The sequence below is a fragment of the Bradyrhizobium sp. SHOUNA76 genome (genome assembly GCF_023006445.1).
Lineage (GTDB): Bacteria > Pseudomonadota > Alphaproteobacteria > Rhizobiales > Xanthobacteraceae > Bradyrhizobium.
In genome coordinates, this window is sequence record NZ_JALBHA010000127.1 from 1 (window position 1) to 13,779 (window position 13,779).

Annotated in this window: 13 protein-coding genes and 1 riboswitch; of the genes, 9 read left to right on the forward strand and 4 right to left on the reverse strand. The window is 64.7% G+C overall.

What is annotated here, in order from left to right; translation table 11 throughout:
- Nucleotides 1-253: 253 nt before the first annotated feature.
- The 5 genes from MOV74_RS16130 (at nt 254) to MOV74_RS16150 (ending at nt 4,421) form a co-directional block, all read left to right on the forward strand.
- Nucleotides 254-430 (forward strand): hypothetical protein, encoded by a 177-nt coding sequence (locus MOV74_RS16130; RefSeq protein WP_246924088.1) that lies wholly within the window; start codon nt 254-256, stop codon nt 428-430.
- A gap of 137 nt (nt 431-567) precedes the next feature.
- On the forward strand, nt 568-777 hold the full coding sequence (locus tag MOV74_RS16135) for a hypothetical protein (protein WP_246924091.1): 210 nt from the start codon (nt 568-570) through the stop codon (nt 775-777).
- Between the two features lie 149 nt (nt 778-926).
- Nucleotides 927-1,178: a hypothetical protein gene (locus MOV74_RS16140; RefSeq protein WP_246924094.1), complete on the forward strand. Its 252-nt coding sequence runs from the start codon at nt 927-929 to the stop codon at nt 1,176-1,178.
- Between the two features lie 48 nt (nt 1,179-1,226).
- A riboswitch (cobalamin riboswitch) is annotated at nt 1,227-1,440 on the forward strand.
- Between the two features lie 114 nt (nt 1,441-1,554).
- Nucleotides 1,555-3,792, forward strand: a complete 2,238-nt coding sequence (locus MOV74_RS16145; RefSeq protein ID WP_246924099.1) for a TonB-dependent receptor domain-containing protein — start codon at nt 1,555-1,557, stop codon at nt 3,790-3,792.
- A gap of 47 nt (nt 3,793-3,839) precedes the next feature.
- Entirely contained in the window at nt 3,840-4,421 is a 582-nt protein-coding gene (locus tag MOV74_RS16150) for a hypothetical protein (RefSeq protein WP_246924102.1), read from the forward strand.
- 83 nt (nt 4,422-4,504) lie between these two features.
- Here MOV74_RS16150 and MOV74_RS16155 read toward each other — a convergent pair whose 3' ends face one another.
- The gene (locus MOV74_RS16155) at nt 4,505-4,729 is read right to left on the reverse strand and encodes a hypothetical protein (protein ID WP_246924106.1); all 225 of its coding nucleotides are present in this window, start codon (nt 4,727-4,729) and stop codon (nt 4,505-4,507) included.
- Between the two features lie 1,599 nt (nt 4,730-6,328).
- Here MOV74_RS16155 and ilvD point away from each other — a divergent pair.
- Both ilvD and MOV74_RS16165 read left to right on the forward strand, forming a co-directional pair.
- Entirely contained in the window at nt 6,329-8,050 is a 1,722-nt protein-coding gene (gene ilvD, locus MOV74_RS16160) for a dihydroxy-acid dehydratase (protein WP_246924110.1), read from the forward strand.
- Nucleotides 8,037-8,864 (forward strand): tetratricopeptide repeat protein, encoded by an 828-nt coding sequence (locus MOV74_RS16165; protein ID WP_246924114.1) that lies wholly within the window; start codon nt 8,037-8,039, stop codon nt 8,862-8,864. Before ilvD ends, MOV74_RS16165 begins: the two co-directional genes overlap by 14 nt.
- 103 nt (nt 8,865-8,967) lie before the next feature.
- On the opposite strand, the gene xth is transcribed toward MOV74_RS16165, so the two are convergent.
- Nucleotides 8,968-9,765 carry an exodeoxyribonuclease III gene (gene xth / locus MOV74_RS16170; RefSeq protein ID WP_246924119.1) on the reverse strand — a complete coding sequence of 266 codons (798 nt, stop codon included), beginning with the start codon at nt 9,763-9,765 and terminating at the stop codon, nt 8,968-8,970.
- 134 nt (nt 9,766-9,899) lie between these two features.
- On the opposite strand from xth, the gene MOV74_RS16175 reads away from it, so the two are divergent.
- Nucleotides 9,900-12,230 (forward strand): ATP-binding protein, encoded by a 2,331-nt coding sequence (locus MOV74_RS16175; protein ID WP_246924122.1) that lies wholly within the window; start codon nt 9,900-9,902, stop codon nt 12,228-12,230.
- A gap of 4 nt (nt 12,231-12,234) precedes the next feature.
- Here the strand turns inward: MOV74_RS16175 and erpA are convergent, their stop codons facing one another.
- Together erpA and MOV74_RS16185 are read right to left on the reverse strand one after the other, a co-directional pair.
- Complete coding sequence (gene erpA, locus MOV74_RS16180; protein WP_212084647.1) at nt 12,235-12,564, reverse strand: iron-sulfur cluster insertion protein ErpA; 330 nt, start codon at nt 12,562-12,564, stop codon at nt 12,235-12,237.
- Nucleotides 12,561-13,061 carry an MmgE/PrpD family protein gene (locus MOV74_RS16185; RefSeq protein ID WP_258719536.1) on the reverse strand — a complete coding sequence of 167 codons (501 nt, stop codon included), beginning with the start codon at nt 13,059-13,061 and terminating at the stop codon, nt 12,561-12,563. The genes erpA and MOV74_RS16185 overlap by 4 nt, the downstream gene beginning before the upstream one ends.
- Before the next feature lie 118 nt (nt 13,062-13,179).
- Here MOV74_RS16185 and MOV74_RS16190 point away from each other — a divergent pair.
- Nucleotides 13,180-13,779, forward strand: a 600-nt coding sequence (locus tag MOV74_RS16190) for an aromatic acid exporter family protein (protein ID WP_246924126.1), incomplete at its 3' end; no start/stop codon positions are given.

The following is a 13,779-nucleotide window of genomic DNA, read 5'->3' on the forward strand; positions in this document are numbered from 1 at the left end:
CGATGAGGCACGCGCTGCCTTCAACGCGGCGCTCGAAGCCGTCCCCGGTGACGGCCCCTCGCGCACCATGCTCGGCCGCATCGCGCAATTCGACGCCAACCCGCCGGACGCCGTCTGGGATGGCGCTTGGCGGCTGGACAGCAAATAGGCTGCCGGACTGCAAAAATTGATTCTACTCGATAACGATGTTCGCCGTGACCTATTTCCCGGGCTTAGGTTGGGTGTCCTTGAGGCGTTTGACGGGGACACGCCGATGACAGACCTTCAGAACAGACTGGAACGGTTCGAGACGCTCACCGCCGAATGCGAGCTGATTGCCAGGCTCGCCACCGACAGCACCAAACGCGAGTTCTATCTGAAGCTTTCGGAGCAGTACCGCCAATTGGCGGCGGACATGCGCCAGGCGATCGCGACCAAGGCTGCTGCCTGACGCCGCCTGCAATCCGTTCTTAATGTTTGGCGCGCATCCTTGAAGCACGCGAGCGATTGCTCGTGCTGGAAGGCCGGGGTCGCTGCAGTGCAGCGCGACTCGCGAGTGTCATTTGCCATGCTTGACAGGGCAATCACATGCGCCTCGTTGCCGTGATCATATTCGCGCTCATGACGGCGGCCTGCGATCAGGAGCAGGACATCACCGGCTCGACGTCGGCCTGCCCGATGCGGAACTACAGCTACAATCCCCGCGACATGAACCAGTGCGTCAATGCCTGCAAATCGTGCGATCGCGGCACCACGGTCACCTGCACGACCTCTTGCACCCTCAAGGGCGCGCGCTGAGATCCTGACGCCTGTGGCGGCCGGGAACGGCGAGCCCGAGATCGCCGGCTTCCAAGGAACAGGAGCTGGCGGTGCTTGGGCACCGGAACGATTCACTTGGGTTAAACATTGAAGGTGGCGGCAGGACGCGGAGTCCGATGGAAATGGGTATGCTCGATCCCGGTCGATTTCTGGTCTCGTGCTCGCATTGCGATGCCTGGCCGATGGCGGCCAATGTGAAGCGGTCGAGCTGGTGGGCGTCCCCGCACGAGGTCCGCTTTGTCTGCACGCGCTGCCGGCGCGAGGAAACCGCGATCGTCTCGGCCTCCGGCGAACTGACCCCGATCAAGCGCGTCGATGCTCCGCCTCGCGACGTCGCTGTCGCCTGGGCCCAGGCCCAGCGTATGCGAGGGCGGACCTGAGGGCGGTGACAACAGCCGCCCGTCGATTGACTCCCCGGCGTGACGCCACGTAAGTTGATCGGTGACGGTTCTCCTCACGGAGATCAAAAGGGAATGTGGTGCGGGATTGTCCCAACGGGGATTTGTCTCAACGCCACGGCTGCCCCCGCAACTGTAAGCGGTGAATCTTTCGTCCTATGCCACTGGGAATCTCGGTCCTGGGAAGGCGACGTAAGGTAACGACCCGCGAGCCAGGAGACCTGCCGTCAGCCGTGGTCACACGCGAAGAAGTCGGTCGGGGAGTACAGACATTGGTTTCACCGGAGCAATCCATCGCTCTGCCGTGAAACCTCGTTCGCTGTGACGTGCCACTGACGTCATACCGAGGTTTACAACCGTGTCCCGTCTTGTCTCTGCCGCCAGGCGCCTCAGCGCCGGCCTGCTCGCGTCCGTTTCCCTCCATTCGCTCGATCTGTCCCCCGCCTTCGCCCAGCAGGCCCTTGCCGAGCAACTGCCGCCGATCGAAGTGACCAAGCCCGACGATCAGAACCGCACCCGCGCCAGGGCGATCGGTGACGGCGAGCCGACGAAGCGCCGGGGAACCGCGAATGTCGCGCCGGCAGGCAATGGCGCCGGCTCATCCGGCTCGGGCTCCGAGGCTGTCGCCAGCAACGGCGGTATCGTCGGGGCCGCCACGACCGTCATCACGGCCGCAGATATCGCGCATTCGCCGTCGCAGACGCTAGCCGAGATCATCGCGACGCAGACCCCGGGCGCCCAGATCACGACGTTCTATGGCGGTCAGATCGGCGCGAAGACCAGCGTGGATCTGCGCGGCTTCGGCGCCTTTGCCAACGCCAACACGCTGGTGCTGGTCAACGGACGGCGGCTGAACGACGTCGACATGGCACAGGTGGACCTCTCCACCATCCCGCTCAATTCCATCGAGCGTATCGAGATCACGCGCGGCAATTCGGGAGCGGTGCTCTACGGCGACAACGCCGTCGGCGGCGTGATCAACATCGTCACCAAAAACGGCGTCGGCGGACCGCCGGTGACCGCGCGCATCGAGGCCGGCTTCGGCTCGTTCAACGCCAGGCTCGGCAACGTCTCGACCTCGCTCAATTCCGGTCCGTGGTCGACCTCGTTCTATGGCAATGCCGTCAGGACCGATGGCTATCGCGACAACAATCGCTATTCCCAGCAAAACGGCGTCGGCAATCTCAATTACTCAACACCGGGCCTGACCGCTTTTCTCACCGTCACGGGCGACAATCAGGAGCTGCGATTGCCGGGCGGGCGCACCGTCGATCCCTCGATCGGCCTCGACGAGCTCAAGACCAACCGGCGAGGGACGAGCACGCCGTTCAACTACGCCAACCAGCAGGGGTTTAGCGCAACAGCGGGCTTCACCAAGACCCTCGTCAACGGCGTCGATCTCATCGTCGACGGCGGCGTGCGCGACAAGAAGCAGCAGAGCGCGTTCTTCTCCAGCCCGGTGCCGGTTCCGGCCTTCTTCACGTCGACCTATGTCGATTCCCATCTGACGACGTGGTCGATCACGCCGCGGCTCAGTGTGAAGAGCCTCATGCTCGGCATGCCGTCGCAGCTCCTGACCGGCATCGACTATTACGATGCGAGCTTTCAGCAGAACCGCGGCGCCGGGCAGGGGCTCTCCTCCTGGCACAATTACGATCTCAGGCAGCAGACGGTCGCAGGCTATTTTCAGCACACATTGGGCGTGGCGCCTACGACCGACATCTCCTATGGCGCGCGGGTGCAGACCGTCAGTCTTGCGGCACGCGACAATTTCGACCCGGCGGCGCCGTTCAACGCCGACATCGGCGCGCTGCCGCTGACGAGCAACGAGACCCAATATGCGCTGCATCTCGGGGCCGAGCATCGCCTCAACGACATGGTCTCGCTGTTCGGCCGCGCCGCGCGCGCGTTCCGCACGCCCGACGTGGACGAGCGCCTGTCCTCGGGGCCTTCGTTCGATCCCCTGACCTTCGCCGCGATCCCGCAAACGTTCCAGCTCAAGACCCAGACTTCGCAGGACATCGAGGGCGGTCTGCGTATCAAGGGCGGCGGGCTGCAGCTGCAAAGCAGTCTCTATCTGATGGACCTCACCAACGAGGTCCATTTCAACCCGGTCCTGTTCTACAACACCAATCTTGATCCGACCCGCCGCTACGGCTCGGAGACCAGCCTGTCTTATCGCGTCAACGACGCTCTGCTGCTGCGCTCCGGCGTGGCCTACACCCGCGCCGTCTTCCGCGAAGGCGTCTGGGCCGGCAATGACGTGCCGCTGGTGTCGCGCTACACCGCGAGTGCGGGCGTCACCTGGAACATCTGGCAGAATTATTTGGTGCTCGATGCCACCGCGCGCTTCTGGAGCGAGCGGCGCATGGACAACGATCAGGCGGGCACCCAGAAGCCGATTCCCGCCAACGGCACGATCGACCTCAAGCTCAGCGGCCAGTATGAGCGCTACTTCTGGTCGCTCAGCGTCAACAACGCGCTGAATGCGTTCTACTACGACTACGCCATCGCAAGCACCTTCACGGACGGTCGCTTCAGCGCCTATCCGCTGCCCGGTCGCACCTATCTGCTCAAGGCCGGCGCCACGTTCTAATCACATTCCCTGAAATGGACGAGCATCCGAACGAGAAGAGATCACCCATGCCACTTAACACCCAGCCGTCTCACGGCGACCGTTTCCGGCTTCACCCGGTCGCGCCGCGCCTTGCGCCGATGTTCTGCTTTGCGCTGCTGACGGTCTCATGCGCGCTCGCAAGCTTTGCCTTCGCCTGCGCAACGCCGTTTGCGGCCTTCGCCGTCGTTGCCGCGGCAATGCTGCCGGCGCGCCCGGCGTTGCTCGTCGTCACCGGCGCCTGGCTCGTGAACCAGATCATCGGTTTCGGCGTGCTGCATTATACGATCGATGGCAGCACCATCGCCTGGGGTTTTGTCATCGGCGCCGCTGCGCTTCTCGCGACTGCCGTGGCTTCGACCGTGCTCCGCACGCTGCCGCAGGGCCGCACACCGCTGATGCTGGCGATCACGTTGGTTGTTGCCTATGCGACCTACGAGCTCGCGCTGCTCGCCGCGACGCCGTTCCTCGGCGGTGAAGGCGCCTTCACCGCCGCCATCGTGACCCGCATCGCTCTGACCTGCGCCGTCTGGCTCGCCGGCCTCGTCGCCGTCTGCGAGATCGTCCGGCTGCTCGATCCGTTTGGCAGCAGGGGCGCAATGTCGGCCTGAGCCGGCAGACTGTAGCCCAGACGAGCGCAGCGACATCCGGGATCCCAGCGAGTGGATCCCGGGTATCGCTGCGCTCACCCGGGCTACAAGACCGGAGTTTGGACCTTGGCCCACCGCCGCACGGCGACCGCCGTCCAGACCGTCTCGACAAGTCCGAACGGCCAGGCTCCCTGGAGGAAGCCGTAAATCCCGCTGAGCGCGCACGCCGCCGCGAAGGCCAGCACATAATCTGGCCCGCGCGGCTCGAGCGCGTAGAACAGCAGCATCGCGCTGACCGACAGCAGCCCGAAGATCGTGATTGTGTCCATCAACTCGCTGGCGGCTTCGGCTTCTTGGCAACCCCGAGCGCGTGGAACACCACTGGCTCCATGACCGATAGTGGCGACACCATTGCGTCGATGACGCACCTGTTGTGTCGGCGACGTTCGCAGCCGGCACGCTTGCGCGCGTCGATCGCAACGTCACTCTGGTCCCCGCACTAAGAGACAGACTTGCATCCAGCTCAAAAGCGGCCTGTTCAAAGTAGGTCCAAATCACGCAGAGCGCGATTTCATCCGGGCTACGGCACCATCATCGTCACCCTGAGGCGCTCGCCTCTTCGGCGAGCCTCGAAGGGCGACGGCCCGGCTGTGGCCGTTCATCCTTCGAGGCTCCCGGCGCGATGCGATGCGCATCGCGCCACTCGCACCTCAGGATGACGGAACGAGCGACACCCTGTGTCGCCCTCTGTCAATCCGCTCGCGCAAAAATATTCCACTTTACCGAAATTCGGAAATGGCGTATGTGTCGCCCATCCCGGCTCATCCAAGAGGGGCGATCTTGTGTCGTCACGCATCGCGAGCCGGGCCTGCGGTGGACGCGGCAGCGTCGGCATGGGAGGTGCGGGCAGGGCGGGTAGTCCCTGTGAGCCCGCGGCCGCGTGCGGACGAGCGGCGCTGTTAGGTTCGTCTCGCCTGTAAGTTTCCGGCTTTGTCGACAGGGCTGGGAAAACTGCGGCGAAATGGCGGGCCGTGCGTACGGCAAAACCGTGTGGTCCTGGCCGTCGTTGCTACGGTCAAGCTTTTCGCGAAGGTGCGAGCGAGCCCAACCGGGCAGACTGCATCATCCAATTCGCGGGGCGAGGGAGGCCAGAAGGAAAGTTCGGCTCCCGGGAGATCACGGCATAAGCCGTCCGACCATCGCGCAGGGAAGGCCGAGTGATCGGCGACACCTGTATGCTGCTGCGCGGTTCTTCCTGCGTGCGCGTTTCGCGCAGCGGACCGCGGGTGCCAGCCGGCACCCGGCCTTCCCTGCGCCCTTTTGGCTCAAGAGGGCGGAGCGACCAAGCAAAGCTCGGGCGAAACCAGCCGCGAGAACGGGAAGATGTGTCTGCCAGCGAGATACCAGCTGGAAGAGCGATGCCGTTGCACCAAACTCGGTCATGCGAGCGCAGCGACTTGTCCGCCGAAGCCTTGGCGAAGGCGGAAGCAATCCAGCATTGTGCCGTGTCGCCTTCTGGGTCCCGGCTCTGCGCCGCAACGCTCAACGCGTTGTGGCTTGTCCGGGACACGAGAGTGCGCGAGAGGGCCGACTCATGCGGGAATCTCGTCAGCGAACGGATGTCGGCGTGTTACTTGGATTAATCAAAGATTGTGATGCGTCATCCCTAGGGTATCTCGGTAAGTCACCCCCGTGTCTTCCCGGTAACGATTGTGCCGTCCATGCAACACCCGGCCCGGATTTAACCCTCATCACCGGCCGTTCGCATCGCCGCCGCTTTTTGGCCACACCCAGACATGAATAAAATCGCTCTAATGTTTTGGAGGTAGCGGGCAGTCCTTGACGCCACGAGAAAATCCCAAGGTCGATTCAAATCTTGGCTCTGATTTTTCGGGTCTGAAAGGGTTGACCGGGGAAACTGGTTTGCGATGGGCGCGAAGATTGACAAGCAGAGGCTGCCGAGCCGTCACGTGACGGAAGGCCCTGCGCGCGCGCCCCATCGGTCCTATTTCTACGCCATGGGTCTGACCACCGCGCAGATCCACCAGCCTTTCGTCGGCGTCGCCTCCTGCTGGAACGAGGCGGCTCCCTGCAACATCGCGCTGATGCGTCAGGCCCAGGCGGTGAAGAAGGGCGTGGCGTCGGCAGGCGGTACGCCGCGCGAATTCTGCACCATCACCGTGACCGACGGCATCGCCATGGGGCATGACGGCATGCGCTCCTCGCTGCCGTCGCGCGAATGCATCGCCGATTCGGTCGAGCTGACCGTTCGCGGCCATGCCTACGACGCCCTTGTCGGGCTCGCCGGCTGCGACAAGTCGCTGCCGGGCATGATGATGGCGATGGTCCGTCTCAACGTGCCCTCGATCTTCATCTATGGCGGCTCGATCCTGCCCGGCACTTTCCGCGGGCAGCAGGTCACCGTGCAGGACATGTTCGAGGCCGTCGGCAAGCACTCGGTCGGTGCCATGTCGGACGAGGACCTCGACGAGATCGAGCGCGTGGCCTGCCCCTCGGCGGGCGCCTGCGGCGCGCAGTTCACCGCCAACACCATGGCGACCGTTTCCGAGGCGATCGGCCTCGCACTGCCTTACTCGGCCGGTGCGCCGGCACCGTATGAAATCCGCGATGCCTTCTGCATGACCGCGGGCGAACAGGTCATGGACCTGATCGCCCAAAACATCCGGCCGCGCGACATCGTCACCCGCAAGGCCCTGGAGAACGCGGCTGCCGTGGTCGCAGCTTCTGGCGGCTCGACCAATGCTGCGCTGCACCTGCCGGCGATCGCGCATGAGTGCGGCATCAAGTTCGACTTATTCGACGTCGCCGAAATCTTCAAAAAGACACCATATATCGCGGATTTGAAGCCGGGCGGCCGTTATGTCGCCAAAGACATGTTTGAAGTAGGTGGCATACCGCTTCTGATGAAGACGCTGCTCGACAACGGCTTCCTGCACGGTGATTGCCTTACCGTCACGGGCCGCACGATCGCTGAAAACCTCAAGAGCGTGAAGTGGAATTCGCACCAGGACGTGGTGCACCCGGCAGACAAGCCCATCACCGTGACAGGCGGTGTGGTGGGTCTGAAGGGCAATTTGGCGCCAGAAGGTGCGATCGTGAAAGTCGCGGGAATGTCCAACCTCAGGTTCACCGGTCCGGCCAGGTGCTTCGACCGCGAGGAGGATGCTTTCGAGGCGGTCCAGAAGCGCACCTACCGCGAAGGCGAAGTCATCGTGATCCGCTACGAGGGGCCGAAGGGCGGCCCCGGTATGCGGGAAATGCTCCAGACCACCGCAGCGCTGACCGGCCAGGGCATGGGCGGCAAGATCGCGCTCATCACCGACGGCCGCTTCTCTGGCGCCACCCGTGGCTTCTGCATCGGCCATGTCGGGCCGGAAGCCGCCATTGGCGGGCCGATCGGGCTGCTCGAGGACGGCGACATTATCGAGATCGACGCGGTTGCCGGTACCCTTAACGTAAAATTGAGCGACGCCGAGCTCGCCCAGCGCAAAACCAAATGGAGCGCTCGCGCGACTAACCATACGTCGGGTGCGCTCTGGAAATATGCTCAGCAGGTTGGACCAGCGGTCGGGGGGGCAGTAACCCATCCGGGCGGCGCGCACGAGAAACAGTGCTATGCGGACATCTAGGCGTGCCATAGTTGCGTTTGTGTTGGGGGCTGCTGCGCTGGCCGCGCCGGCGCTCGCCTTCGACGGCGCCCCGGTCAACCCGAAGGACGCGACCATCCCGGTCGTGACCACCTTGCCTGGGACCGCAGCGACCGTGCGCGGCAAGGTCGCGCCGGTGGTTGTGCCCCAGGAGACCTCACTCAGTGCGCTGCAATATGCCGCCGAGGGTGGTCACCCCATCGCGCAATGGAAGCTCGGCCGCATGTACGCCAATGGCGACGGCGTCGCCCAGGACGATCTGCGCGCCTTCGAATATTTCAGCCGGATCGCCAACGCGCATGCCGAGGACAGCCCGTCGGCGCCGCAGGCGCAGATCGTGGCCAACGCCTTCGTCGCGCTCGGCCGCTATTATCTCAGCGGCATCCCGAACTCGAAGATCAAGTCGGACCCGGAGCGGGCGCGGGAGATGTTCTCCTACGCAGCCTCCTATTTCGGCAACGCCGACGCGCAGTACGACCTCGCCCGGCTGTACCTTAAGACGCCGGACGCCTCGCGTGAGGATTACCGCTATGGCGCGCGCTGGCTCGGCCTCGCCGCCCAGAAGGGCCAGCATGAGGCGCAGGCACTGCTCGGCCAGATGCTGTTCAACGGCGACCGTCTGCCGCGGCAGGCCGCGCGCGGCCTGATGTGGCTGACCCTGGCGCGCGACAGCGCCGGCATTGAAGAGACCTGGATCAAGGAAAGCTACAACCGCGCCTTCGCCAAGGCCTCCGACGACGATCGTGCCATGGCCCTCCAAATGCTGGAGCAGTGGGTGCAGGGCCGCCGGGAATAATCACTCCGCGCAGTCATACCGGGGCGATGCGGAGCATCGAACCCGGAATCTCGATATTCCGGGTCCGGCTCTTCAAGCCGCCCCGGAATGACGACGTTGCTGGCTACGCCGCCTCCAGATCCAGATCCGCCCACACCGGCACGTGGTCCGACGGCTTCTCCCAGCTGCGCACATAGCTGTCGATGCCGACATTGGCGAGCCGGTCGCTGGCCTGGGGCGACAGCAGCAGATGGTCGATCCGCAGGCCCTGGTTCTTCTGCCAGGCCCCGGCCTGGTAGTCCCAGAAGGTGTAGAGCCCGGGCTCGTCGGTGACGGCCCGCAAGGCGTCGGTGAGGCCAAGGCCGAGCAGGGACTGAAAGCTCTCGCGGGTCTCGGCCTTGAACAGGGCATCCTCGGTCCAGGCGGCCGGGTTGTGCACGTCGCGCGCGTGCGGAATGACGTTGAAATCCCCTGCGAGGATCAGCGGCTCCTCGGTCTTGAGACGCTCCTTTGAATAGTCCAGAAGCCGCGACATCCATTTGAGCTTGTAGGGATATTTCTCGGTCCCGACCGGATTGCCATTGGGCAGATAAAGGCAGGCGATGCGCAGGACCCCGCGCTTGAGCGTCACCACGCCCTCGAGGAAGCGGGCATGGGCGTCCTCGTCGTCGCCGGCGAGGCCCGACTTGGTCTCGTCGAACCGCAGCTTGGAGAGCAGGGCAACGCCGTTAAAGGTCTTCTGCCCGTGCGTGACCACGTTGTAGCCGAGCGCCTCGATCTCCAGCCGCGGGAAGGCCTCGTCGACGCATTTGATCTCCTGGAGGCAGACGATGTCCGGCTGGCACTCCTTCAGCCAGGTCAGCAGGAGGTCGATCCGCTGCCGGACCGAGTTCACGTTCCAGGTGGCAACTCTGATGGTCATGTCGGCGGGCTCCGGGCAGGGGCCATGGTTAGAACAAACTGCAAACGCGCCCGTCAAGGACGGCGCAAAATCTCCCACAAAATTAACCCGGCTTAAGCAGGCAGCAGGCCATTGATCGTCAAAAGGTTCCTCGGATGGGATGGCCGGACAAGTCGATAGAGCGAACTGAGCCGCGTGACGGCCTGATCGGCGCGTTCCTGTATTGGCTCGGCGGCTTCGAGATCGAGGACGGCCTGACCGCCGATCTCAGCGAGCGCGAGATCCGCCGCATCCGCGCCAAGCAGATCGACGCGGTGACGCAGCTGATCCCGGTGACGATGGCGGTGACGATGCTGAACGTCGCCATCGTGCTGATCCTGTTCTGGGGCAGGGGCTGGAACGACTTCCTCGCGATCTGGGGCCTGACGCTTGCCACCACCGCCTCGCTCGCGGTGCGCGCATGGCGGCGGTCGCATCGGAATCCGCTGCAGGAGGCCACACCGCGCGCCGCGCAGCAGATGCTGCGGCAGGCCGTGTTCCTCGCCGCGATCTGGGGCACGCTGCCGCTCGCCTTGTTCAGCCGCATCGAGCCGACCAGCCAGCTGCTCCTGGCCTGCCTGATGGTCGGCATGATGTCGGGCGGCGCCTTCACGCTCTCGACGTTCCCGCGTGCCGGCCTCGTCTATCTCGCCACCATCACGCTCGCCTGCGCCGGCGCGCTGCTGCTCTGCGGCACCGGGCCCTATCTGATGACAGCGGTGTTCCTGCTGCTGTTCGCATTTTTCATGGCGCGCAACATCGTCTCGCAGGGCAATCTGTTCCTCGGTAATCTCAAGGCCCAGCTCGAGCTCGAACGCCAGACCGAGATCATCTCGCTGCTGCTGAAGGATTTTCAGGAGAACGCCAGCGACTGGCTATGGCAGACCGATGCCGAAGGCCATCTGATCGACGTGCCCGAACGGTTCGCAGACGTCGCTCAGTTGCCGCTGCCGCTGCTGAAGGGATCGCATTTCGTGGACGTGCTCGACATGTTGTGTCCCGAAGACAAAAGCGCGGCCTACAACGTCGTCGGCCTGATGGAGCAGAACGAGCCGCTGCACGAGATGAATCTGAAGGTCGTCGCCGGTGGCGAGGCGCGGCTGTGGTCGCTGACGGCCAAGCCGGCCTATGACCGCGAGGGGCAGTTCCTCGGCTATCGCGGCTTCGGGCGCGACGTGACCGAACGCTGGCGCGCGGAGAAGGCCGAGGCCGAGAGCCGCGCCAAGTCCGACTTCCTGGCGGTGATGAGCCACGAGATCCGCACGCCCATGAACGGCGTGCTCGGGCTTGCCAGCATGCTGCTCGAAACCAACCTCGATCCGGAGCAGCGCGAGGCGGTTACCACGATCCGCGAGTCCGGCGACAATCTCCAGCGCATCCTCAACGACATTCTCGACCTGTCCAAGCTCGAGGCCGGCCGCTTCGCGTTCGAGGCGATCGACTTCGCCCCGCAGGCGCTGGTCGAGACGGTCGCAAACGTCGTGCGCGCGAGTGCCAAGAGCAAGGGGCTGGCGGTCAAGGTCGAGCTCGATCCGAACCTGCCGCCGACGCTGCGCGGCGACGTCGCGCGCATCCGCCAAGTGCTGCTCAACCTCGCGTCCAATGCGGTGAAGTTCACCGATGAAGGCGGGGTGACGATCTCTGCGACCTGCCAGGCGCGCCGTGACCTGCTGGCGACCGTCGAATGGACGGTGACCGACAGCGGCATCGGTATCGCCCCCGAAAAGCTCGGCCAGCTCTTCAGCGACTTCGCGCAGGCCGACGCCTCGATCAGCCGCCGCTTCGGCGGCACCGGCCTCGGCCTTGCGATCTCCCGGCGCATCATCGAGCAGATGGGCGGCACGATCGGCGTCACCTCGACGCCAGGGGAGGGTTCAACTTTCCGCTTCACGCTGGTGCTGCCCTGGAGCCAGGCGCAGGCCTCCGAGCAGAGGGCCGGCCGCGACGAGGCCGACGAGCTCAAGGCTCGCATCGCCGGCCTCGATCGGCCGCTGAAGGTGCTGGTCGCGGAGGACGATGCGGTCAACCGCATGGTCGTGAGCAAGATGTTGGGGGCCTTCGACGTCGAGCTGCGGGTCGTCACCGACGGCGTAGAGGCCGTCGCGGCTGCCTCCGAGGGCAATTACGATGTCGTGCTGATGGACGTGCGCATGCCCGACATGGACGGGCTCGCCGCCACCCGCGCGATCCGCGCGCAGGACGGGCGCTTCGAGGGCTTGCCCATCATCGCGCTGACCGCGAATGCCTTCCCCGAGGACGTCAGGATCTGCCGCGAGGCTGGCATGTCGGACTTCCTGGCCAAGCCGCTGCGCAAGCCGGCACTGGTCGCGGCATTGCTGCGTGCGCTGGACGGCCACGTGATGTCTGAGGACGCGCCACTCCAGCCGGAGCTGATGCCGGTCGAGCTGGAGTGGACGGACGAGGAAAGGCAGATCACCGGCGCCTAAGCGCTCAGATCGAAAAACTCGTCCCGCAGCCGCAGGACGCCGTGGCGTTGGGATTGTTGACGCGGAACGAGGCGCCGATCAGATCGTCGACGAAATCGACCTGGGACCCCTCCAGGAACGGCTGCGAGGCGGAATCGACCAGCACGACCGCATTGTCCTGCTCGATCACGAGGTCGTCGTCGGTGCGCGCACGGTCGATATCGAACTTGTACTGGAAACCCGAGCAGCCGCCGCCTTCGACGGAGATGCGCAGCATCGCGCCAGAGCCTTCGCCCTTGAGGATCTCCCCAATCCGGCGTGCGGCCCGATCGCTGATGGTCACGGCAGTCGTCATCGTTGGTCTCCGATCGTCCAGTGCGTCATACCCAATTCATTTGGTATCCCGCGCCCGACATAGTTAAGTGCCACCATACGCAGAATCAAATGGTAGCCCGCGACGATCTCGGTCAGCACGTCGCGCCCGGAGGCGCCGACCATCTCGCCGACGGCGAAGGCGGCCGGAACCACCGGCGCACTCGGATGCAGCGAGGAATCGGCGTGGGTGTCGTCGAAATCGAGGGAATGGCCGAGCGCGCCATTGAGCAGCGCGGCCACTGCCGGCGTCCAGGTCTTGCTGTCGCCGAACACGGTGGATTCGCCCTTGGTGTCGAGTGCCAGCGCTTCCAGCATTTTCAGCATTGACGGGGTCGATTCCGCCTCGCGCCGCGCCCGGATCGCGCTGCCGAGGAAGTCCAGCGTCAGCACTTTTGCGCGATCCAGCACCTCTGCCGGAATATCCTGGTACTTCAGATTGAAGACATAGGCGGCGAGCGTTGCAGTTTCGTGGGCCATCGTGTTTCCTCGTTTTGGCGCGCAAGTTAGGCGGGCTGATTTGGCCTTTCAAGCGGCCTTGCGGCCGCGGGCATCAGCCATGCTTCTGCTCGGCCTTAAAAGGATCGGGACGTCAACGATGGCATTCGCAGGACAGCTGTTCGACCGGATCAGGTCGCGGCGGACGCAACTGGGGCTAGCGATCCGGGTCACGGTCGCCGCGACCGCGGCCTATGCGATCGCCACCGCGCTGCATCTGCTGTTGCCGCTCTGGGCGGTCCTGACCTCGCTGATCGTGACCCAGATGAGCGTCGGCCGCTCGCTGAAGGCGACGCGCGACTACATGCTCGGCACCATCGGCGGCGCGATCTATGGCGGTGCCATCGCGATCCTGATCCCTTATTCCAGCGAAGCCGGGCTGCTGGGATTGCTGGTCCTCTCGGTCGCCCCGCTCGCCTTCATCGCCGCGATCAATCCGAGTCTGAGTGCGGCCACCGTGACCGCCGTGATCGTGCTGCTGGTTCCGACCATGCATCATTCCGATCCCATGACCTCGGCGATCGACCGCGTCAGCGAGGTCGCGGTCGGCGCCATCACGGGGTTGCTGGTTTCGTTTCTGGTGCTGCCCTCGCGCGCGGTGCGGCAGATCCGTGCCAGCGCGGCGATCCTGCTCGAACTGATCGCCGATGCCTTCACCGAGCTGCTCGCGGGCCTCACGCGCGGCCGCGACAACGACGCG